Raw genomic sequence first — 23,748 nt, 5'->3', positions numbered from 1 at the left:
GGTTAGCCGCTGGATGGGCTTTTTCCTGTGATTGAGTAAACCAACTTTTCACTGGCGCCAATAATCAACACATAGAGCACCGGCACCAGCAGCAAAGTCAGCAACATCGCGCCGAGCAAGCCACCAATCACGCTAATCGCAAGTGGCTGCATGATCTCAGCCCCCTCGCCCAGTCCTATTGCCAAAGGCGTCATGCCCAGCACGGTGGTGAGCGTGGTCATTAAAATAGGGCGCAGCCTGACCTGGCCTGCATCAACCACAGCTTGCTGCATGGTCTTGCCTTCAGCGCGACCAAGCTCAATGTACTCCACCAGCAAAATGGCATTGTTTACCACGATACCAATCAAGAGCACCACCCCAATCAGCACAGGTGCCGACAGCAAGCTACCGGTGAGCCACAAGGCCAATACCACGCCCATCAATGACATGGGTGCCGCAGCAATAATCACCAGCGGATTGCTCAGCTTTTCGTACTGCACCGCCAGCACCACAAACACCAGGAAAATCGACAATAGAATCACCAGGCCAAGCTCACGCTGGGTTTCCTGCATGGTTTCCCACTGTCCCCCTAAAATCAGGCTAAACTGATCCGGCAACTCCAAGCTTTCCAGCCGCCGCTCCACTTCAGCCATCAGACTGGCGACATCCGACTCAGCGGTATTGATATCGGCATTCATCCGCAGCAAACGGCTTTGATTCTCCCGCTCAATATGGGCCGGGCCATCGGTGAGTTCAAACCGAGCCAAATCGCGTAAAAACACCGTTTGCCCCTGCTGACGAAACAGCAGCAAATTCCCCAGTTGTTCGGCATCCTGCACCTGGGTACGGGGCAGTTGCACCCGAATATCGTATTCACGGGTTTGATCGACAAAACGTGATGGCACAGCGCCATGCACCGCTTGCCGGATGGCCTGGCCAACCTCTGCCACGCCCAAACCAAAATCTGCCGCTCGCTCACGATCAACCCGGATTTGCAATAAGGGACTTTGCTCTTCACGGGCAGTTTCCAGCCCCTGCAAGCCCGGCACATCCTGCAGCAGAGCAGCGATTTGATTGGAGACACGGTGCAAGCCGGCCAAGTCCTCGCCAACGATAGCCACCGAGAAGTCTGCTCCGGCGCGACCAAAACGCAAACCACGGATGCTGGGTGGGCGCACACTGATACGAGCCCCAGGCAAAGACAGCTGCTGCAATGCCTGTTGGGTATGGCTGACCCACTGCCCTGCCGTCATCTCAGGCCGCTGACTGGCCGGGGTAAGCTGCATGCGAAAGTTCGCCACCCCCGGGCGTTCATTGACAATGCCACCACTTAAGTGCCCGCCGACCAAAGCGAACAGGGTTTCAACATGCGGCATGGAGGCCAGCAGAGCTTCAACTTCACGGCTCATGGCCTCGGTTTCCTGTGGCGGTGTCCCCGGCGGCAAAGCGATCCGTACCGACACACTGCCATCATCGACCGGAGGTAAAAATTCCCCACCCAGTTGCTGAAACAGTTGGTAACTGCCGAAAAAGGCTACAGCAGTCGCCGCCAGTACCCACCAACGCGCTTTTAGCACCCAGCCAAGCAAACGACCGTAGCTCAACCTGAGTGTGTCCAGTAATCGATGAAAGCTCCGCACGGGCAGACTCTGGCCCAAACCACTTTGCCAACGCACCTTGCCCAGCAAAGCCGCCAACATCGGCACCAGGGTCAGGGCAGCGACTAAAGTCGCCAGGATCGCAAAGGAGATGGTCAGAATCATTTCCCGAAACACCAGCGCCGCCATACCGGTAATCAGTAAAAAAGGCACCACAGCCGCCAGATTGGTCATGGTACCGGCAATGACTGCCGAGGCGACTTCCGCCGAGCCTTCCTTGGCCGCTTGGTTTGGTGCTTTGTGCAACTTTTCGTGATGACGAAAAATGTTTTCCAGCATCACAATGGCATTGTCCAGCAATAAGCCAACACCCAGTGCCAAACCACCCAGGCTGATGATGTTGATGGTCAGTCCGCCTTGCCCCATCAGGGCAAAGGTCGCCATCAAAGCAATCGGAATGGATAAGCCAATCACAAAGCTTTTGCGCACACTGCCCAAGAACAGCCAGACCACCAGCATCGCCAGACAGCCGCCTAAAATGGCAGCACTGGAGACACTGGCAATGGCGCCGCGAATAAAAAAGGCTGGATCATTGATGGCCTGAACCGCCATATCCGCCGGAATAAACCCTGAGCGCTCCAGCTGCGCAATGGCATTTTGTACCTGCTCAACCACTTCAACCGTATTGGCTTCCGGCAGCTTAAAAACCGACAACTGCACCGCAGGTACGCCATTTAACCGGCTGAAAACCCGCTGCTCACGAAAGCTGTCCGTGACTCTTGCCACTTCACGCAAACGAATGCGCTGATCCGAGCCCGGCAGCGGCAACATCAACTGCTCGATATCGTCGACGCTACGAAAACGACCTTCGGTTTTGGACATCACATCAAAGCGATCCGAGGTGACCCAGCCACCAGCAATATCGACATTTTCTGCGGCCAGCTGCTGCACCACATCCTGCATGGTCAGCTGATAGGCGGCCAGGCGGTGCTGGTCCAATACCACCTGCACTTCCCGCTCCAAACCGCCAGCAGCCTCGACCGAGGACACCCCTTCGATGGCGATCAAATGCGGTGTCAGGCGATTTTCTATCCAATCGCGTACTTCAACTTCGGTTCGAATGGGCGAGCTAAAACCAGCCTGCCAGATAGGGGCCTGGGAAGGATCAAACTTATACAGTCGAGGTGGCTCGATATCCCGTGGTAACTGCGTGCGCGCCAGCTCCAGCGCTCGGGATGCATTTTGCAAGGCGACATCCAGATTGGTGCCATAACTAAAATGCAAATTGACATTGGTACGACCTTCCGATGCCCGGCTGTCGATATGCACCAGATTTTCAACCGAGGCCAGATTGCGCTCCAGTACCCGGGTGATCTGCTCTTCCATCACCTCCGGTGCCACCCCAGAGTAATTCACCGTGACCCGAATTTGTGGGTATTCAATGTGCGGCAATAAGTCCACCGGCAGGCGCTGGATGAAAAACAGCCCCAGCACCAGAATAACCGATGCCAGTGCCAAGGTGCCCACCGGGCGATCGATGGCCCAACGGGTAATTACGGACGTGCTGCTGGCTGTGGTTTTGCGCATAGCACTTAACCCCGCCAACCAACGATACGAACGCGCTGGCCTTCGTTCATTTCACTGGCCAGTGCTGCCAACACCACTTCGCCGGCTTCAACCCCTTCGGTAATTTCCAGCCACTGGCCGCGCTGCACCCCGGTTTGCACCTCGCGCTTCTCCAGACGCTCATTGGCAATGACCATCATAAAAGCACCGCCCTCTTGTTGCACTACAGCCGAAGCTGGCACCGCCAGCGCATCCTGCCGGGCATCTATCGTCAGATTTACCCGCCCCAGAAAGCCTGGCCGAACCCCTTGCTGCCAGGCCTTTTCAGGCAGAACCACTTCCACCGTGATAAAACGGCTGCTAAGTTCAGCGGTTGGAAAAATCCGGCGGACTTCAGCGGTCAGGATGCGACCCGGCATCGCATCCAACTGCACCTCCACCTGCTGCCCCAGGGTCAGATAAGCCACATCGAGTTCGGACACCCCCAGGTGCAGCACCAATTGGGATACATCGGTCAGCTCCAATAGAGGATCCTGCTCACGAATGCTTTCACCAAGTTCAACCCAGCGCCGGCTCACCACCGCATCACGCGGTGCCAGCACAGTGCCAAAAGCCACCCGGGTTTGCCACAATTGGTACTCACTTTCAGCGACCCGCAAGGCTGCCGCCTGCGCCTGATACTCCGAAGCACTGGTCAGTTCACGCTGATAAAGCTCGGCCTGGCGCCGATACGCCAACTGAGCCTGCTCCAGCAATGCCTCTGCCCGCGCCAGTTCAGCCCGCTGCTCCGCCTGGTCAAGGCTAAGCAGCAATTGGCCGGCATGGACAGAGTCGCCTTCTTCAACCAGCAATTGCTGCACAATACCGCGGGTTTGCGCTGAAATGCGCACAGTTTCCCGTGGCCGTACGCTGGCAGAGAGCAGCAGACGGCGGGATAAGTCCCGATACTGCACTTCAGCAGCAGCCACGGCAATGGCCCGGCTTTCCGCTGCGGTACCGGTCGCGTTGCTGGTCGGCTCAGCAGACTCACAGCCCGCCAGCATTGCCAGGACCAAAAGCACCAAAGCTTGCTTCCAACCAATTGCTTTGCATCGCCTCACACATTTCCCCTTCGAATCATTCCTCAACGGCCAAGACGTCACTCATAATGTTACTAATAAACTATACCAATGGTTTTTTACAATTAAGACGTTTATCGGTTCTACAACCGTTCAAACAGGATGGAACACAGCAATATTGTTCAAAAAACACTCAACCCATCCAGATTCCAGCCGATAAAAAGACTTCATCCCCAGCCGGAGCCTGTTATGGAACTTCTGACAGCAACCCAACAACTCCGGGCGACGGAAATCAGTGCAGTCTTTCAAGGTCGCCAGGAGCAACGCAGCCAGGTAGCTGCTAATCGGGCGGCAACGCCAATCTTGCCTGCGCAAGCAGCGGAGCAAGCGCAGTTGGCGCTGCAGCGCAACCGCATCGAACTTGTAGCGACGGAGCTCAGTGACGATCAAGTATTGGACGACGAACAAGCACTGGAGGAAAAGACCTTCAATGCCTATCAAACCGTAGGCATGGTCAAGCGCATTCTGGAGCAGTTGTCCGACCGCCAGATTGAGCTGTTTCAGCTTAATCCTACGACAGCGAAGCTTCAAGCCGAGCCAACAGAACCAGCAGCCAGCAACGATGAACTGATCCGCATTACCGAGTGGGAGCTTGGCTATCAAGCTGTTTCCGCCAGCTTTACTGGTACAGCCCAATTGGCGGACGGTCAGCAAGTCAGTTGGGACTTATCATTTCAAATGGAATACAGCTGGGCTTCTATCAGCAGCCAGACTCTGCTTGCGAGCGAGTTGCAGGATCCTATTGTGATCAGCCTCAATGGCATGCCGGCTCAACTGACCGGCGATAGCTACAGTTTTGATTTGTTCAATACCGGGGTGCCAGTGCAACTGCCCAATCTGGCAGCGCAGCAGTTTTACTTAGGTTTGGATAGAACCGGCAATGGTCGGGTTGAGTCCGGTGCCGAATTGTTTGGTCCCCATACCGGAGAAGGTTTTGCAGAACTCGCCGCTTATGACCTGGATGGCAATGGCTTTATCGATGCACAGGATGCCATTTGGCAGGATCTTTATTTGTGGCGTCCTGATGGCATGCAGCTCAGCATGGCTGAGGCCGAGCTAGGAGCTATTTCGGTGCAATCGGTCCCCACCAGAATGCCATTATTTTTTGAGGGCAGTAACCAACTGGCTGGCATGTTGCAGCGCAGCAGTGTCTTTATCGACACCCGGCAGCAGGTAGGCTTGGTCCAGCAAATCGATTTGGTTGTTTGAATTAGCTGCAATGTAAACAAGGTAATGGCTGGAAATAGAAAAAGTTAAATCTGGCTTTTTTTGCAAAGTGCATAGCTATTTCCTGCGATGCACTCCCCTTTTTTGTGCAATTGGTACTAATTTAGGGATACCGTAACTTAACCAATTGCTTTTTATGAATAAACAGACAGACTCCTCGCTCAATTTAAGTGCATAGACTCACTCGACACTAAGATAAACAAGCAAAAAACCACACTAAACCGAATAAATATGCAAAATATGACGTTAATAACGGCAATTTGGTGCATAAAAAAACTTGTCAACGGCATAGATTTTGCCATGCTCTTAAAATAACCCATGCGATAAATGGAGCAAAAATGAAGACGAAAAGCGTTGACTCGTACCAAAAATCGATAATTGCAATTGCGCTATCCACCCTTTTTGCCAGCCCTATGCTACTGGCTGAACAAAACGAACCCGCTGCAGAAGAGACCGACAGTGTCGAACGGATCTTTGTCACTGGCTCACGGATTGCCCGGGATGCCAATTTGGCCTCTCCCTCACCGGTGCAGTCCATCAGTGAAGAAGAAATCCGGATGTCGGGTGAGTTTTCCATCGCCGATGTGGTGAATGACATACCAGCGCTGTTTTCCTCCACCACCAGCTCTATGGCCAACGAAAGTGGCTTTGCTGCAGGCACCAATGTACTGAACCTGCGCAGTATGGGCGCAAACCGTACCCTGGTGTTGGTGAATGGCAAGCGTCATGTCGGCGGGACTCAAGGATCCTCAGCAGTGGATGTCGGTAGCATCCCGATGAGCCTTATCCGCCGGGTTGAAGTACTGACAGGGGGCGCCTCCGCTGTCTACGGTGCCGATGCGGTGACTGGGGTCGTGAACTTTATTTTGCGTGATGACTTTGAGGGCTTTGAGTTCGATGCCCAGGTCAGTGCGGCCGATGAGGGCGATGCCCAGCAATACACCCTGGATGGCACCTGGGGCACCAACTTTGCCGATAACCGCGGTAATTTTGCCATCAATGTCTCGTATGGCAAAGACAAAGGCTTGCGTGCCAATGAACGCCGCAACGGCGTCTTTGTCGGCTCAGGCCGTGACTGGGTGAACCCGGACCGCCGCTTCCAAATTGGTGATTTAACATCGGCTGAGACCCCACACTTCCATGCTTTTTACAATCCATCCCAGGGGCGCCCTGGCTATGGTTTGAACATTCCTGGCTCAGCTGAAGCCTTTTTGAATAACTATGAAGCAACCTTCGGCAATCGTCCTAGCCTGACTGCCGCCGAGATGGCACTGATTGACCGGGCAGCCAATGCTCCGCAGCGGGCAATATTGCCCGGCCGCACCTTTCCCTTTACCTCCGGCTATGGTTTGATTGCTCCGGGTAATGGCTTTACTTTTGCTGGCTTCGATGAGTTTACTCCTATCGATTTGGATGGCAATGGCGTGCCGGACTGTCTGGATTCCTTTACCGGCTGGACCTCTTCCTTTGCGCCTGGCGCTTTCGGCGCTTTGGGTGGCTGTTGGACTATTTTACCTGACGGGACCTACCGCCCGGTTCAGGATGGCTTGGTGGCCAGCCCAACCCAGGGCTTTGGTGGCGATTCCTTTGATACCATCCAGCAAGACACCAGCTACCTACTGATCCCGGAAGAGCGCATTGCCATTAACCTGCTGGGCAGTTACGACCTGACGTCGGATATCGTGCTGCGCGGTGAGCTGAAATACACCCGTCAGGAAGCAAAGAATACCATTCACCCCACTTCATTCTGGGATTTATTGCTGGGCGCTCCGGACAACCCATTTTTACCGGAGTTTATTCGTCCTATCGCTGAGCAAACCGGCGGTGTTAGCTTAACCATCGACCCGATAGGCCTGGGAGATGCGATGAACACCAACAAGCGCGAAACCGTGCGTGGTGTGGTTAGCATCGACGGCTTCCTCGACAATGGTTGGAGCTGGGATGCCAGTGCTGTTTATGGCCAGTTTACCCGCAAAAGTGAGTCTACCCACCAGGTCATCGTGGACCGTTTCTTTTCTGCCATTGACGCGGTGACCAACCCTGCAACCGGACAGCCAGATTGCCGGGTTAATCTGGACCCAACAACACCACCAGGCGATACGCCTTTTAATATTCCAACGTACGATGCCGGCTATTTTACCTTTACACCGGGTGATGGCAGCTGTGTGCCACTTAATATCTGGGCTGGCCGTACAGGAGTAACCCAAGAAGCTCTGGATTGGGTTACCCGCACCAACGACAGCAAAATCACGCTGGATCAAACGGTGTTAAGCGCCTCACTGGCCGGTGATTTTGGCGATTACTTTGAACTACCAGGTGGTGCTATTGCTTTCGCTGCCGGTGTCGAGTACCGCCGGGAGACCTCCAAAGCCGAGTTCGATGAGTGGCGCCGCGGTATTATTCCAGCCGGTGCTCCCTTCCCGGCTGGCACCAATGTGGCCGATGTTTCCAGCAATGCCAGCCTTACGTTCCGGCCGGAGACCATAGTCCGTAATGAGCGCGGCAACTACCATGTGTATGAAGCTTTTGCGGAAATCTCGATTCCCTTGCTGTTCGATGCACCTTTGGCCGATGAACTGACACTGGACTTGGCAGCACGTATTTCGGATTACTCCACCATCGGCAACACCACCACCTGGCGGGCCAACCTGCTGTGGGCGCCAGTGCAAGACCTGAGAATACGCACCAGCTACTCCGAAGCCGTGCGGGCACCGAACATCACCGAGCTATTCGGACCCGAAACAGGCACTACCTTCCGGCCGGCTGACCCATGCGATGCCGCGCAAATCAATGCCATCCGTGCTGATGATCCAGAACGAGCCAACAACACCCAAGCCAACTGTGTGGCTTTCTTTAGCACCATTGGTTTGGATCCCTTTGATGCGGATGGCAACTACAGCTTTGCTGACCCTCTCACCGCAGCTTTTGGTGGTGTGGTCGGCGGCAACCCGGACTTGCAGGAAGAAACAGCAGAAACCTTGACCGTTGGTTTTGTCTACACACCAGACTTTTTGCCAGGCTTCAACATGAGCCTGGATTACTGGCGCATCAACTTAAAAGATGCCATCAACGCCGTCAGCGGTCAGAATATTGCCGATGGTTGTTTTACTGGCAGCAGTTTAAATGCCCAATTTTGCGATTTGCTAACTCGAAACTCCGATCCAAACTCGCTGTTCTTCGGTGGTTTTAATTTTATGAAGTCAACCGACATCAACTTCGCCAAACGCGAAGCGGCAGGGTATGACTTCAGTGTCGGCTACGACTTTTCAGTCGGGGATCACGATTTTACTACCCGTGTCGCCGGTACCCGGATGTCCAAACTGAATGACTTTACCAATCCGCTCAATCTGGAGGATGTGGATAACCGGCTGGAAGAAAACCGCAATCCAAAACTGGCCGGTAACTTTAGTCTGGGCTGGACCTATCAGGATCTAAAGGTCAGCTGGCGTTCTCAGTACCATGGTCGTCAACTGCTCCGATTTGCCCGCAAAGACACCTATCAATCCTTGTACGGCGATGTGGTCATGATGCCATCAACCCTGGTGCACAACATCAATGCCAGCTATCAGTACAGCGCTGAATTGATGTTCTATGGCGGTGTCAACAACCTGACCAACGAAGAACCCTTTATTACCAACTACGCTTACCCGGTCAGTGCCCGCGGACGCTCCATCTTCCTCGGCGTCAACTACCGGCTGTAGCTGTCTCTTTTAGCAACACCAAAGCCCTGAGTTATGCTCAGGGCTTTTTTATTGAGTGCCGGATCCGGCCAATACCTGGTCTGAAAATTGGTATACTGCCGATATCAGTCACTTTTGGGGCACGCCATGCTAACGCCAGCACTTTGCCAACAAGCACGCCTTAGCCGCGATCCTCGTTTTGATGGACTATTTTTTACCGCAGTCAAATCGACCGGTATTTTTTGTCGCCCGATTTGCCCTGCCCGAGCGCCGCTGGAAGCCAATGTCGACTATTTCGCAACCGCTGCAGCCGCCAGCCAGGCGGGCTATCGCCCTTGCCTGCGTTGCCGGCCGGAGAGCGCCCCCGGCTCACCAGCCTGGCAAGGCAGCCAAACCACTTTGCAACGTGCCCTACGCTTAATTGATCAGGGCGCCTTGCAGCGCAACAATCAAACCCAGTTGGCAGAGCGACTTGGCATCAGCCCCCGCTATCTTCGCCAATTGTTCAAACAGCATCTTGGCATAGCCCCCAAGCAATATGGGATTCAACAGCAGGTGCTGTTCGCCAAAAAACTGCTGCATGAAACCAAGCTCCCCATCCACCATATTGCCACCATGGCCGGCTTTCAAAGCATTCGCCGTTTTAATGATGCGTTCGTCAAACAGCTGCAACTGAGTCCACGTCAAATCAGACGAACTACTCAGCAAACGCCAGAAGGCAGCATTCGGCTGGCACTCAGTTATCGCCCCCCGTTGGCCTGGTCGGCTTTGCTGGCTTTTTGGCGGACACGAAGCCTGGATGGGGTGGAATGGTGTACGGAAACAGGCTATGGCCGGAGCTTTCAGTGGCAAGGACACACTGGCAGCTTCTACGTTGAAGCCGGCAGGGACCATCAGTTGCAATTGCAACTGCACTACCCGGCTGCTACTGAAATTTGGTCGCTGATCCAGCAAATCCGGCGACTGCTGGATTTGGACGCCGATTGCCAGTTAATCGAACAGCAGCTGAGCCAACACCCCTGGTTTCAGCAATCCCTGCTCGCAGGTCTGCGTATCCCCGGCGTCTGGAGTCTGTGGGAAGCGGGTGTCAGGGCCATTTTAGGACAACAAATCACTGTGGCAGCCGCCAGAACCCAACTCAACCGGTTGGTCGCAGCCCTGGGCCAGCCTGTACCGCAACAGCCCGAAAAGCGCTTGTTTCCTACCCCGGCTGCCGTAGCAGCCAGTGATTTGCAGATGCTCAAACTACCCCAGGCTCGTCGTCAGACCTTGCGTGATTTTGCCGCCTTGCAGCTGCAACAGCCAGACTGCAGCCCGGAGCAGTGGCTTGAAATCAAAGGCATTGGGCCCTGGACTTGCAACTATGCCAGCATGCGTGGTTTACAGCACAGCGATATCTGGTTGGCGGGCGATGTCGGCATTCAAAAAGCGCTGAAGCAGCACAGCCAAGACCTCAGCCATCAACAGCTGGCCCCTTGGCGCAGCTATGCTACCTTGCAACTTTGGTTTCAAACAGCGGGGGTTTCAAACAGCAGCAGTCTCAAACAACATCAGTCTCAAACAACAGCGTTCTCACACAGCACCCGCTGCAATCAGCAACCACTTTGACAGGACCAAACAATGACGGAATGCATAATTCCCGGCCCCTTCGGAGCCATCTCGATCAAGGCCAGTCCGCAAGGGATCAGCGCCATTCGTTTTTTAACCGAAGCAACCAGGCTAAAGCCCCCAAGCTCAGCACTGTTGCTGGAAGCCGCGAAGCAGCTAGAGCGCTATTTTGCGGGCAGCCTGCAAACATTTACCCTGCTACTGGCACCGGTGGGCACCGCTTTTCAGCAAGCAGTCTGGCAAGCACTGCAACAAGTGCCCTATGGCACTACCCGCAGCTACCAGCAAATTGCCCATGCCATTGGCAACCCAAAGGCCGTTCGGGCCGTTGGCATGGCCAATAGCCGCAACCCGATTGCCATTGTGATCCCCTGTCACCGGGTGATTGGTGCCAATGGCAAGCTGACGGGTTATGCCGGTGGCTTGGATAAAAAAGCCTGGTTACTGCAGCATGAGCAGCAACCAGGCCAGACGCGCTGCTGAAGGATGGGCAGCAGCGCACAACGTTAAAGTCCGTGGTTAAAAACTGTAAGAAACACCCAGTCGAAACTCATTCGAGCGATTGCCGCTGTTCAGCGCCACACTGGTACGGGCCGCCCAGTCCGGGCTAATGTAAAAGGCAATACCGCCGGCCAGGCTGCTGTAATCACGGCCAATGGTGTGGTAGCTCAGTTCGGTAAACCACTCCACCTCAGGCGTTAACTTGTGGGCTAAGCCTACGCCAGCATAAATACCTGTGTCACTGGCGTCTTCAAAGGCATGCTGCAAGCCACCCAGAATGTAAGTTTGTACCTCAGGGGCAAAATCGAGCTTAAACTCGGTCAGGTAATTGGCTCCCAGTGAAAACTGACTGACATCGACCGAATGCTTCGACACCCGCTCCAAGTCGGCACGCACCACCCAGCGGGGTTCCAGCTGATGGCTTAAGTTCAGATAAGCGCCAGAGCCAAAGTGATCAACATAGCCAACACCGACATAGTCCCAGTTCACAGCAGTGGCTTGCATCGAGGCAAGACCCAAGGCGACAGCGCAACCAACGCCCATTAATTTTTTCATTGTTTTACTCCTTTTATCCATTTCAGGCAGGCTAACAAGCAACAGCTTAACCAAAGCTGAACCCAACCATTCAGTAAAATTGAACAATCCATGCCAGTTTATCTAATATTCTTTCGAATCAATTTGGGATTTAATGACGATACCAAGCTAAGCAAGGAATTCATCATGAGCATTCGAACCGTACAACAGCTGATCCCAGCCCGGCAGGTATCCGATGGTGCCGGTGTAAAAATTAAGCGCAGCCTTGGGCTTAGCCAACAGCTGCGGCTGGATCCATTTCTGATGTTGGATTGCTTTGGCTCCGACGAGGCCAGCGATTACATTGCCGGCTTTCCGGCACACCCACACCGGGGCTTTGAAACCGTGACCTACATGCTGCATGGCCATATGTTGCATCAGGACCACATGGGCAACAAAGGCCATCTGAAAAGTGGTGGTGTGCAGTGGATGACTGCGGGCCGGGGGATTATTCATTCCGAAATGCCGCAACAGGAGTCCGGCCTGATGCAAGGCTTCCAACTGTGGCTCAATCTGCCAGCGGCTGAGAAGATGAAAGCCGCTGCCTATGTCGATATGGCACCAGAGCAGATCCCGCAGGCAGCTTTAGCAGATGGCGGCCAGGTTAAAGTCATTGCCGGGCGCTTCCAGGCAGGCGAAATGGCACTCGATGGCGCCATTCGTGGCTTGAGTACAGATCCTCAATTTTACGATCTGCATTTGCTAGCCGGCCAGCAAGTCAGCCTGAGCTTGCCAGCGGATTACAATGCACTGCTGTATGCTTATGAAGGCAGTGTTGAGCTGCCCGCAGGTCAACAAGCAGCCAGCATTGCAGTGCATCATGCGGCCATTCTCGGGCAAGGGGATAGGGTGCAGATCAAAGCACTAACCGACACCAAGGCTATTGTGCTGGCCGGTAAGCCGATTGGTGAGCCTGTGGTGCAGTATGGGCCCTTTGTGATGAATACGCCCGATGAAATTGAGCAGGCCATCCGTGACTATCAGGCAGGGAAACTAACCGGCGACCAGCCGCTGCAAGCCATTCAAATCTGACTGGGAAAGCCGTATACTGCGGCTTTCCCATTTTAAAAGACGAATGACAATGCAGCGGATAGGAATCATTGGCGCCATGGAACCGGAAGTGGCGCTGTTAAAACAGCAGTTGACCGATGCCCACAGCGAACAACTGGGCCCGTATCAGTTTTACAGCGGGCAACTGGCCGGTAAAAACGTGGTGCTGGTGCAATCCGGTATTGGCAAGGTGGCCTCGGCCCTGGCCACCAGCCTGATGATTCAACACTTTCAGGTCGATGCCGTCATCAATACCGGTTCTGCCGGTGGGTTTGACCCAGAGTTAAAAGTAGGCGATATCGTCATTGGCACCGAATTGTGCCACCACGATGTCGATGTTACCGCCTTTGGTTACGCCATCGGCCAGGTGCCCCAGATGCCGGCAACCTTTCCTAGCGACCCGCGTCTGGTCACAGCCGCAGCAGCCAGCATTGCGCAATTGGGCTTCTGTCAGACCAAACAAGGCCTGATTGCCACCGGCGACAGCTTTATGTGCGACCCAGTGCGCATTAAGCAAACCCGCCGCCTGTTCCCCTCGATGCTGGCCGTCGAAATGGAAGGCGCTGCCATTGCCCAGGTCTGTTACCAAATGCAGGTTCCCTGCGTGGTCATCCGCAGCTTAAGCGACATTGCCGGCAAAGAGTCACCCGACTCATTTGAAACCTATCTGGAAGTCGCTTCCAAACACAGCTCCGCCATGGTGGTGGGCTTGTTGCAGCAACTGGCCAGCTGATCACGATGCCCTGGGCAGAGCTGCTGCAATCCAGCCCGATTTTGCTGTGGCTGCTATTGCTGCTGGCCGCCTGGCTGCCTTTGCCTGCCAGCTACCACCCCCTTACCTTTTATCGCTTTTTTGCCCAGCGGCTGGCTTACAAGGTAAACCCGGATCCGACACGGCCGGTAAATCAACTGCGCTTATCCGGTGGCCTGGCTTTGCTGCTGGCCACCCTGCCCTTTCTGGCTTTGCTCTACACCGCCAACTGGCTGATGGACTGGCCTGAGCTTTACCAGCTGTTGCTGCTCTACCTCTGTTTGGACTTTGCTCCCCTGCGCCAGCGCGCTCAGCGCCTGCAACAAGCCCTGGCTGGCCAACAGCTGAGCCTGGCCCGGGATCTGGCCAGTCAGCTGCTGTTGCGCCAAACCCATTCACTCTCGGCCATGGGGCTTAGCAAAGCAGGCATTGAAAGCCTCTGGCTGCAGTTTGCCCGCATCTGGTTAACCACCTTGTTTTGGTATCTGCTGGCCGGGATCTGGTTGGCGCTGGCGGTCCGGCTGATTTTGCTGCTGCAGCAAAGCTGGAACCCAAAGCTGAGCCACAATCGGCATTTTGGTGCCCCGGTCGCACTGCTGGCCAGCTGGCTCTGCTGGCCAGGCTACGTATTGTGCTTTGTGCTGGTCTGTATTCGGCTGCGCTGCCGTGCATCATACCGCTTACTCCGCCAAGCACCCCGGCAGTATTTTAATTGGGCACAAAGCGCTTGCCTCAGCGCTGCCTGTGCCAGCCTGCGTTGCCGCCTGGGCGGGCCTGCCATTTACGAAGGCAGCATCAAAACCAACAGAGATCGGCTTGGGCTGGAGTATGCCGAGCCCGATCATCGTCATCTGCAACAGGCGCTGAAGGCTCAACAGCAGTTGCTGCAGCTGGTATTGTTGCTGTCTGGCCTTGCTGCTCTGGGTTGGGTCCTGCTCAATTTTTTGTGAAGCTGGACTTATTTTGACAGCTTAGTATAGTGAATCATGATCAGGCCTATTGCCTGATTTTAGCAAGCGAGTAAATGCATTAGGATGATTCAACAACCCATAATAAGAATTTCGCCTGATAAGGATACTCAGTGAGTGTTGTGCGCCATCTTTTGGCTTTTATAGTATTGCTTTGTTCAGGAGCCTTGCTCGCCGACAATAGCCCGGTACTCTTCCCTTTGACACCTGAACATGGTTTATCTCAGGGCACGGTCCCGCACATGATGCTGGATGCCAAAGGCTTCCTCTGGCTGGCAACGAATGGTGGCCTGAACCGCTACGACAGTGCCAGAGTCAACCCGGTGGTCGATGCTCAAAAATCCTTGCAAGATACCTACTTCAACAAAACCATTCAGCTGAGCGATCAATCCATCTGGGCCGCAACTCCCATTGCCGGTGTTTTTCGCTACAACTTTGATTCCGGCTGGTTAGAGCCCTACTTTGATTTACCAGCCCTACCGGAAGGCAGTGGCCAACACTATTTGACGGATTTAATTGAATTCTCTTCCACTCAGCTGCTGGCAGCTACCAATCAGGGCATTTTTTTACTGGATATTGCTACAAGGCAAAGCAGTCCTTTGTTTCAGTTGCCTGAGCAAGCACCGGCCGATGAGTTTATTCGGGTATTGCACCCTTACCAGGACTGGTTGTTCATTGGCACCTCGCATCAATTGTTGCTGATGGAGCTGACCACTCAGCAGGTTCATCCTATCCCCTTCCATCAGGCAGATGCCAACGCGGATCAGCGCCACCTTAAGTTTTTCTCCATTCAGGATGAACAACTCTGGTTGGGGACGGTAGAAGGCCTTTATTCGTTACCCCTGGCAGACATCACTGCTTTTTTGCATGAACAAACTTCCATCACGGCGACTGAGCGCATCGCAGAGCGCAATATCTGGCATCTGGAGTGGCGCGAACAAGATGCCTTGGTTGCCACCGAGCGGGGACTGTATCGATTTGACCCAGCCAACAACAAGCTGAGCTTTCTCTGGCGATTCAGTGACAGCCAGCATCAGCTGCTCGACAACAACATCATCAGCATGGTCGCCGACCGGCAAGGCGGTTATTGGCTAGGCAGTCGTTATGATGGCGCTTACTACTGGCATCCGCGTAGCCAGGCATTCAGCCACCTTGGTGCTCAAACCAGTGGTGACAATCTTCTTAGCAGCATTCGGGTTTTGGTGTTGGCAGAAGCAAAGCCGGGTGAGCTTTGGGTCGGAACCGACAATGGTTTAAACAGGCTGCAGTTGCAAAGTGGCCACATTGACGCCTATTTAAAAAACCCGGATCCCAAAGCCGTTTGGCATGAAAGCACCATCCTGAACCTTTTTCCCGATGCAGAGCTTGGTATCTTCTTTAGTTCAGCAACCGGTTTGCATTTATTTGACCCAGTCTCGGCCAGGTTGCAACCCTTACCTTTCGCTGAAAAAAGCGATGCAGAGTTACTGGCTGCAGGCAGCTCGCATTACTGGCGAGACCTGCAAGGTGCCTTTTGGTTTTTTACCAATGAGGCTTTTTATCGTTATCAACCTGCCGATGGCAGCATTCAGAAACTGCCTGCTCTGCAACCACTTGCGGCCTATCAGTTTGGAGGCTTCCTGGGCTATGTGCCGGGCTCCGATGATCAACTGCTGCTAACCACAGCCGATAAGTTATGGGTATACCACCAAGCTTCCGGGCGGCTGGAGCAGGTGTTCATGGCAGAGCATTACAACCCAGGGCTTTACCGCATTGCAGAAAATACGCTGCGCGATACCAAAGGGCGACTCTGGGTAGCGTTCAATGGTGTTGGGATCTTAATCTTTGATCAGAATTTCACTCTGCTGCATCACTTTCATCAGCACAACAAATTAATCAGCAACCTGGTCTTTAGCTTGCAACAAGACAACGCTGGTTACATCTGGTTTTCCAATCATCATGGTCTGTTTCGCATGCACCCAGGCAGCTTTCATATTGAGCGATTTAACCGCCACGATGGCCTGCTGACACACGAATACAATGGCCGGGCAGGCATAAAACTGCATGATGGTCGTCTGGCTTATGGCAGCATGCGCGGCCTGACCCTGATTGAACCTAGCTATCTGCATGGCTACGATGAACAAAATCAGGCTGTGATCACAGGGTTAAGTCTACTGGATGGCAGCTTTACAACTCCCTATGGTCATCTGAACAATCGAGTGATCCAGCTGCCGGCCCGAGCCGAGGGGATACAGCTCAACTTCAGCAGCATGAGCTTTCGTGACAGCCAAAAAGCAAGCTTCCGGGTGTGGCTGGAAGGCAAACAGGCCTTTCACTTTCCTGAGCAATCCGACCATCAGGTCATTATTCCTCGCCTGCCGGCCGGAGAACACCGCTTTCACGTGGTTTCTGTTTCACCCATCACCGGAGCCGAAAGCGACACAGCTAGCCTGACACTGCGCATTATGGCCCCCTGGTGGGCTAGCGGTCCGGCTTATGCAACTTATGCCCTTCTCAGTTTGGCCCTGTTGCTGGTTTGGCTACGCAATCGCCAACAACAGCAGCGCATGCTGACCATGGCGCACCGAAAGCTTAAAGCCAGCGAGCAGCGAATGAAACAAGCGCTGGCAGCGGTCGACAGCGGTACCTGGGAGTGGCACGCCAGTAAAAACAGTCTTTACGCCTCACGTATCTCCAGCATGCTGGGGTACCGCGAATCCCTTAATCCACTGACGCTGGAGCAACATTTGTCGCTGATCCACCCGGATGACAAACCGCAGTTCGAGCACAAGTGGCAAAGTTTTCTAACCCAAAAAGCCAACAGCTTTGATCACACTTATCGTCTGCAGCACAAAGATGGGCATTGGCTTTGGTTCCGTGATATTGGCAAAATCGCCGAGCTGGACGACGAGCAGCAGGTCATGCGCGTGCTGGGGACTTTTAGCAACATCACCGAAACCAGGGCCAGTCAGGAAAAAGCCCGTTTATTCGGCGAGGCTTTTCAAAAAACCCGTGACTGGGTAGTCATTTTGGATGAGCAACAACGAATGATTGCCGCCAACCAATCCTTTGCCGATGCCTTTGGTCCGGTTGAGCATTACCTGAGCAACCCGCAAACCCACCACTTGGGCATCAGCCTAGACCGACGTCGCTACTACACCCGACTGCTGCGGGATTTTCAGGTCAATCAACACTGGCAAGGCGAAGAAATCATAGTCACACCGGATGGACGGGAGCGGCCAACCCTGATCAACATCAGCGGCATTGGCGAGCAGAATAAAGTCGCTTTTTTTGTGTTGGTCTTTACCGACATCACCGATCAGAAACTGGCCGAAGACGAACTGCGCTACCTGGCCAATTATGATGCCCTGACCGGCCTGCCCAACCGAGCCCTGCTGATGGATCGGATCCATCATGGCATTGAAACCGCCAAACGCTCCAAGCGATCGTTAGCGCTGTGTTTTTTGGATCTCGATAGATTCAAGCACATTAACGACTCGCTGGGCCACGACATTGGCGACTTACTCCTTAAAGAAGTTGCCAGGCGGCTAAACCTGACCCTGCGTGAAAGCGATACCGTTGCTCGCCTTGGTGGTGATGAGTTTGTGGTGTTGTTAGAAGGCTACAAGTGCAACGACAACATCAGCCATGTCGCCCGCAAAATGCTGCAAATCATTGGCGAGCCGATGAAGTTAGGCCCCAATACCGTCGGCGTCTCGCCCAGCATTGGCATTGCCGTCTACCCGGATGACGCTTACACCGCTTTTGAGTTGATGAAGCATGCCGATGTCGCCATGTACCATGCCAAAGAGGCCGGTCGCAACAACTTCCAGTTTTTTACCCGCGAAATGAATGAAAAAGCCCACATGCAGCTGGCCCGGGAAACCCGCTTGCGTAAGGCATTTCAGCAGCAAGAGTTTGTTAATTATTACCAACCCATCATAGACAGCCGGCACAAGAGCATCATTGGGGCCGAAGTACTGCTGCGCTGGTACAGCAGCGATGGTGTGGTCTCTCCTGCCGAGTTTATCCCGCTGGCCGAGGATTTGAGCCTGATCATTCCAATGACGCAGCACTTGCTGGAACGGGCCTTGGAAGATCTGCAACAATGGCATAAAACGGGTCATCCGCTGTATTTATCGGTCAATTTATCGGCTCGGCATTTGGAGCAACCTCAGCTGGCTGAGCAAGTCGAAGCCCTGCTCAGCCGTTTTCAGCTGCCTGCCGGCAGCCTGCGGTTTGAAGTCACCGAAAGCGCCCTGATGCGCGACCATGCCAGTGCCATTGCCACCATGAACGACTTGAGTGCCCTCGGCATTAAACTGGCACTGGATGACTTTGGCACCGGCTACTCTTCATTAAAATACTTAAAAGAGCTGCCGATCGACGCCATTAAAATTGACCGCAGTTTTGTCAAAGACATCGGCATCGATCAAAACGATGAAGCCATCATTGAAACCATGCTCAACATGGCCGCAACCCTGGGCATGTATTGCGTGGCCGAAGGGGTCGAAACTGAGCAGCAACTGCACTTTTTTAACGAGCGCGACTGCCACTTTATACAAGGCTACTTATTTGCTCAGCCGATGCCGGCCAATCAACTGAAACACTTGCTAGACAGCAAGCGTTTTGACAGCGGCGATAAGAGCGGCACAGGCTAAGCCGAAAGGCGCCATCTTCATCCCTGATTCTGCTACAATGCCTGCTTTTCATCGCAGGATTATCGATGCGTAACCCCCTGGTGCAAGGTGCTGTCTTACTGCTGCTGGCTGAAGCCTGCTTTGCAGGCATTGGTGCCCTGGTCAAATACAGCAGTGGCATGGCCACTGAGGCGCAGGTGGTGTTTTTTCGCAACGCCTTTGCACTGTTGTTGCTGCTGCCTTTTCTCTACAGCCGGGGCTGGCAACTGCTGAAAACCAGCCGCTGGTACCTGCATGCGTTTCGGGCCCTGACCGGACTGGTCTCAATGTATTGCTTTTTTTATGTGCTCGGCCAGTTGCCTCTGGCGCAAGCCATGGCGGTGCTTTTGCTCACCCCCTTTATCATCCCCATTATCGCCCGGGTCTGGCTAAAAGAGCGGCCAACTCAGCTGACCCTGGTCGCCATTGCGCTTGGTTTTGTCGGTGTCTTATTGGCCTTACCGGCTCCGGCGCCCGGTATGACGCTGGTGCTGTTAGTTGCCTTGGCGGCCGCTTGCCTGGTGGCGGTGACTAAAACCACTATTCGCTACATGTCGAGTACCGAGCCGGCGGTGCGCACCGTGTTTTACTTTTCGCTGCTGACCGCTGTGTTCTCAGTCATTCCCCTGCCCTTTTACTGGCAACCCCTGCCATCGGAGGCCTGGCTGGCCTTTATCGGCATGGGCCTGTTGGCAGCCATCGGCCAACTGGCCATGACCAAAGCCTATGCCTTGGCACCGGCCAGCTCCATCGGCATCTGGACCTACAGCAGTGTTATTTTTGCCGGTTTGTTTGGCTACCTGTTCTGGCAGGAGCCAGTCACCATGAGCTGGCTGGCCGGTGTGCTGGTTATTTTTTACGCCGGCTATGTCAGCACCCGTCAGAGATTGCTGTAGAGGGATTGAAGGCATTGCAAAATGCACCGAACAACACACTAGGGCTTATAATGCGTAATAGGTCGTAATTTCCCATCTTTAGTACCGCGCCAAAGCTGCTGATTATCCCAGAAAAAAAGCTCTCCGCTGACTCCCCGCTTTAAATCACTGTCAACCGATATGACATGCCCGTTGTAATGCATGTAGATTTTATCAAAGGAGGTGTGTCCAACCACAATATGTTCAACACCAAAATGATGCAATACCGTCTTCAGCTGGCTAAATGGCAAAGCTTCATCGCCAGCAAAATATTGGCGCAACCAAAGAGGTCCATAACGCCCATACAAAAATGCCAGATCGGGTTCCTCTGCAGCCGCTGAGCGGGTTATTCCTAAGGTATCGTTGAATCGTTGATTGATCTCTGCCATGTTCATTTGCAATAACAACAAATCTGGGTGCACACCAGCATGCACCATCAGCATGTTATTGATCTTCAACATGACAGGTTTCGTTCGTAACCAGCGACCCAGTAAAGTGCTCGTATCGAACAAGTCTTGGTATTGTTGCTTTAACAGCAATGAAGAGCGCTGGTATTTCTGATTCGCAAAGCGAATATCCCCTTGCATTACCATAGACTCATGGTTGCCAATCATCACGTGCACCCTTCCACCCGCACGTTTAGCTTGCTGTTCGAGTTCATACAAAAACCAAAGCAGCTCGGTGACTTCAGCCCCACGCCCCATCATGTCTCCAAGTACTACCAAATGGTTTTGGCCAAATTGCCACTCAAACTTGTCGTCGATGATATGATGCGCTTTCAACAGTGTTGTCGCCAACTCAAACTGGCCATGGATGTCGGCAATCACCGCAACTTTCTGCGCTTCAAATTCAGTTTGCGGATCCGCGTTCAACTGCTCAGCCAGGTAAATTGGCCAACGTTGATGACAACGCACAGGCACTAGGCGCCCCTCGATTACAGAAGCAACCTGCGTATAAGCCTCCCCACGGCATATCCATTGGATAGCTACCAAACTGTCATCTTGAAGAAACCGGATGTAAGGCCCGTCATTCAATTCATCCAAAGAGTCCGCAGACACCGTAGCTACCATCAGCAGTGTCAAGAAGCACCCAACTAATCTAGCAAACCACTGGAAGGCCATTTTAAATGCCATCATTTACCTCTATTCCATCATCTCATCAATGACTGTGTATGATGCTGGCCAAGTTTAAATTTACACCTCTTTTAATATCTTGTACCTACAAGATATATCTTTTAATATAATTAATGGCTATTTTAACAAAGGATGCATCAACTTTTTTAAATCGATCCTTGGCAATGGTTCCACTTCAAGAAAAACACGCTGAATGTCTGCATTAAAACTCAGCGAGTTGTACATAGCGATATTTTCGTTGGGCAACACGATGCTGCTCAGAGGCTGATTCGTCGCTAAATCATAAAATGCTAAACTTAACTTATCTTCCACGTGTTGAAGATAAGCAAGGATACCGTCGCTGTAGGACCAAGCATAGAGTGCTGAAAAGGAGGTTGCATCAAGGACCAAACGCTCACTGCCATCAGCATGTCGTTGCCACAATCCCTGGTTTAATCCTTTTGTAAAAAGAAAGTCTCCATTTGGCAGACCTTGCGCCAAAAGCCCTCCGTCCAGAGTCAGTTGCTGCACCCGATTTGAATGCAACTCGATTTGATGCAGCTGCCCATCAGAGCTAAACAAAATGGCTTGATCATCCGCTCTGAAGCTGGGGCGGCTGTGCCATTGCAACCCAGTATTGAGCAAGGTTAACTTGCCAGTATCGACCTGCAACAGCATCAACTGATCGTATCTTTTACTGGGCAGGCGACTGACAAATACAATGTAGTCGCCGGAGTTGGACCATTGTGGGTACTTAATGCCACTGGCCAGATGCGTGAGTTGTCTCTTGTTTTGCATATCTGGATCAGCTCGCCACAATTCGGTGTGACCGCTGCGATTACTCACAAAGGTGATTTCTTGCCGGGCAGAGTTAAAATTTGGCATTTCGAAACGATGTGCACTCGCTGTTAGTGGAAAGACCCCCGCCGGGGCCTGAGGCTGCCAAGGGACATAACCAAGCTGTAACGAATGTGGTAACTGGTGGAAATACACCTCACCATCACGGGTTATGGCGCTGTGGCCACCAAAGTTAGATACCCCTAATGGATCGATTTTATTTTGTGCCAAATCGTAAACATACCCCTGTCGCTGGCCATGCTTAAACGTTGCATAAAGCAATCGCTCATTGTCCGGGTGAAAAACAACGCCGATGATGTCCTCTTCACCAAACGATAGCTGTGAGACTGAGTTTTGATGCAAATCATACAAAAAAATATCTTCCGACAACCGATGAAAACGACGAGTCAATGCCAAATAACGTCCGTCGGATGAGAAGGCAACGTCACGCACCATTCCATCACACAAATCAGGACAGCTCCAGCGGCGGGGCTTGCTCTCACTGTCATCCAAATCAATAAGATATAAACTATTGGCGTCCCCATGCAGATACCCGGTAAAAGCTAAATACCGCCCATCCGCACTAACATTCAAATACACCCGACCATAATGCCGACACATCGCCAGCTCTTTTACTTCCAAAGTTTTCAGAGTAAGCATGATCAGACTGCAACGTCCATCATCAGGCGCAATTCGGGAAGAAAAAAGATGCAACCCGTCGCTAGACCAGATGGCTGCACCATGATCAAAGAACTCAAATGTCAATTGACGAGGAGCCGAGGATGCATTGAGCTCCTTCAGATATAGTTGCGCCGGCTGACCGAACCGTTGCCAGCTAAATGCAAGAAGTGTCTCGTCCGGGGAAAGACTTGGGTGCATCGCTCGCCCACTTCCTTCGAGGACAGACTCAACATGATAAGCCCCAAAAGACAACTGCCTGCTATCAATACTGAACAGCCATAAAAGCCATGTTGTCAGGCAAACACCAAACAACAGCATGAACAACAAAGGTGAACGTACCGTCTTATTTTTTACTGGGTATAGTTCTGAAACCTTGGCTGGCGCATCCTTTAACAATAGTTGATCAGAGTCAGCAAGGGATAATTGCTGAGTGATGTTCTCGGGTGTCCGAACAGCATCCGGTTCAATGGCAGCCTGTTTCCAAACCGGCGCAATTTCGAGGCGGTAACCTTTTTTGCGTACCGTAGTAATAACATCCGACAAACCAAGCAGCTTGAATTGATGGCGCAGCTGCCACACAACATTGGTCAGGGCTTTATCACCAACGTAATAATTACCAGCCCATACAGCAGCGATTACCTCATCCCGACTGACCAAACGTGGGTATTGGCTCGCTAAAAAATGCAAAACTTCGATGGGCTTATTTTGCAGGTGTACAATAGGCTGCGTGGAATGAGTTAAGGTAAGCTTTCGGACATTGACCCGCACCGCTCCAAGCTCGAAAATCTCAGACATCATCTTGCAACCTTTTTGTACACCAAACCCAAACATGTTAGCAAAAATTACAACTTAATATATGACAGTTTGATGACTTGATGCCTTGTAACAACGGCAAAGGGTATCCTCCGATACCCTTTGCGACAGTAA

At 52.9% G+C, this 23,748-nt stretch carries 14 protein-coding genes; 9 read left to right on the top strand and 5 right to left on the bottom strand.

Going from position 1 to position 23,748, the window contains the following annotated elements:
* Positions 1-2: 2 nt before the first annotated feature.
* Positions 3-3,164 carry an efflux RND transporter permease subunit gene (locus tag Q3O59_RS12640; RefSeq protein ID WP_305945914.1) on the bottom strand — a complete coding sequence of 1,054 codons (3,162 nt, stop codon included), beginning with the start codon at positions 3,162-3,164 and terminating at the stop codon, positions 3-5.
* A gap of 5 nt (positions 3,165-3,169) precedes the next feature.
* A complete protein-coding gene (locus Q3O59_RS12635; RefSeq protein ID WP_369812392.1) occupies positions 3,170-4,186 on the bottom strand; it encodes an efflux RND transporter periplasmic adaptor subunit in 1,017 nt (338 codons plus the stop codon).
* Positions 4,187-4,450: 264 nt separating this feature from the next.
* Between Q3O59_RS12635 and Q3O59_RS12630 the strand changes: the two genes are divergently transcribed.
* The 4 genes from Q3O59_RS12630 to Q3O59_RS12615 all read left to right on the top strand — a co-directional run bounded on the left by Q3O59_RS12630 (position 4,451) and on the right by Q3O59_RS12615 (position 11,259).
* Complete coding sequence (locus tag Q3O59_RS12630) at positions 4,451-5,470, top strand: SPM autocatalytic domain-containing protein (protein ID WP_305945913.1); 1,020 nt, start codon at positions 4,451-4,453, stop codon at positions 5,468-5,470.
* 356 nt (positions 5,471-5,826) lie between these two features.
* The gene (locus Q3O59_RS12625; protein WP_305945912.1) at positions 5,827-9,189 is read left to right on the top strand and encodes a TonB-dependent receptor domain-containing protein; all 3,363 of its coding nucleotides are present in this window, start codon (positions 5,827-5,829) and stop codon (positions 9,187-9,189) included.
* 126 nt (positions 9,190-9,315) lie between these two features.
* Entirely contained in the window at positions 9,316-10,776 is a 1,461-nt protein-coding gene (locus Q3O59_RS12620; RefSeq protein WP_305945911.1) for an AlkA N-terminal domain-containing protein, read from the top strand.
* Between the two features lie 12 nt (positions 10,777-10,788).
* The gene (locus Q3O59_RS12615) at positions 10,789-11,259 is read left to right on the top strand and encodes a methylated-DNA--[protein]-cysteine S-methyltransferase (RefSeq protein WP_305945910.1); all 471 of its coding nucleotides are present in this window, start codon (positions 10,789-10,791) and stop codon (positions 11,257-11,259) included.
* A gap of 36 nt (positions 11,260-11,295) precedes the next feature.
* Here Q3O59_RS12615 and Q3O59_RS12610 read toward each other — a convergent pair whose 3' ends face one another.
* On the bottom strand, positions 11,296-11,832 hold the full coding sequence (locus tag Q3O59_RS12610; RefSeq protein ID WP_305945909.1) for a hypothetical protein: 537 nt from the start codon (positions 11,830-11,832) through the stop codon (positions 11,296-11,298).
* A 165-nt stretch (positions 11,833-11,997) separates the two neighbouring features.
* Here Q3O59_RS12610 and Q3O59_RS12605 point away from each other — a divergent pair, with 165 nt between their 5' ends.
* The 5 genes from Q3O59_RS12605 (at position 11,998) to Q3O59_RS12585 (ending at position 20,173) form a co-directional block, all read left to right on the top strand.
* Entirely contained in the window at positions 11,998-12,882 is an 885-nt protein-coding gene (locus Q3O59_RS12605) for a pirin family protein (RefSeq protein WP_305945908.1), read from the top strand.
* 49 nt (positions 12,883-12,931) lie between these two features.
* Positions 12,932-13,633, top strand: a complete 702-nt coding sequence (locus Q3O59_RS12600; RefSeq protein ID WP_305945907.1) for a 5'-methylthioadenosine/adenosylhomocysteine nucleosidase — start codon at positions 12,932-12,934, stop codon at positions 13,631-13,633.
* 5 nt (positions 13,634-13,638) lie between these two features.
* Positions 13,639-14,601: a cobalamin biosynthesis protein gene (locus Q3O59_RS12595; RefSeq protein WP_305945906.1), complete on the top strand. Its 963-nt coding sequence runs from the start codon at positions 13,639-13,641 to the stop codon at positions 14,599-14,601.
* Positions 14,602-14,819: 218 nt separating this feature from the next.
* The gene (locus Q3O59_RS12590) at positions 14,820-19,259 is read left to right on the top strand and encodes an EAL domain-containing protein (RefSeq protein WP_305945905.1); all 4,440 of its coding nucleotides are present in this window, start codon (positions 14,820-14,822) and stop codon (positions 19,257-19,259) included.
* Positions 19,260-19,324: 65 nt separating this feature from the next.
* A complete protein-coding gene (locus Q3O59_RS12585; protein ID WP_305945904.1) occupies positions 19,325-20,173 on the top strand; it encodes a DMT family transporter in 849 nt (282 codons plus the stop codon).
* A 38-nt stretch (positions 20,174-20,211) separates the two neighbouring features.
* Here Q3O59_RS12585 and Q3O59_RS12580 read toward each other — a convergent pair whose 3' ends face one another.
* Complete coding sequence (locus Q3O59_RS12580; protein WP_305945903.1) at positions 20,212-21,327, bottom strand: metallophosphoesterase; 1,116 nt, start codon at positions 21,325-21,327, stop codon at positions 20,212-20,214.
* 114 nt (positions 21,328-21,441) lie between these two features.
* On the bottom strand, positions 21,442-23,619 hold the full coding sequence (locus Q3O59_RS12575) for a winged helix-turn-helix domain-containing protein (RefSeq protein WP_305945902.1): 2,178 nt from the start codon (positions 23,617-23,619) through the stop codon (positions 21,442-21,444).
* Between the last annotated feature and the right edge of the window lie 129 nt (positions 23,620-23,748).

The organism is Alkalimonas delamerensis (assembly GCF_030717955.1).
In the GTDB taxonomy this organism is placed as follows: domain Bacteria; phylum Pseudomonadota; class Gammaproteobacteria; order Enterobacterales; family Alteromonadaceae; genus Alkalimonas; species Alkalimonas delamerensis.
The sequence above is the reverse complement of the archived record's forward strand: the minus strand, read 5'-3'. Positions and strand labels throughout refer to the sequence as shown.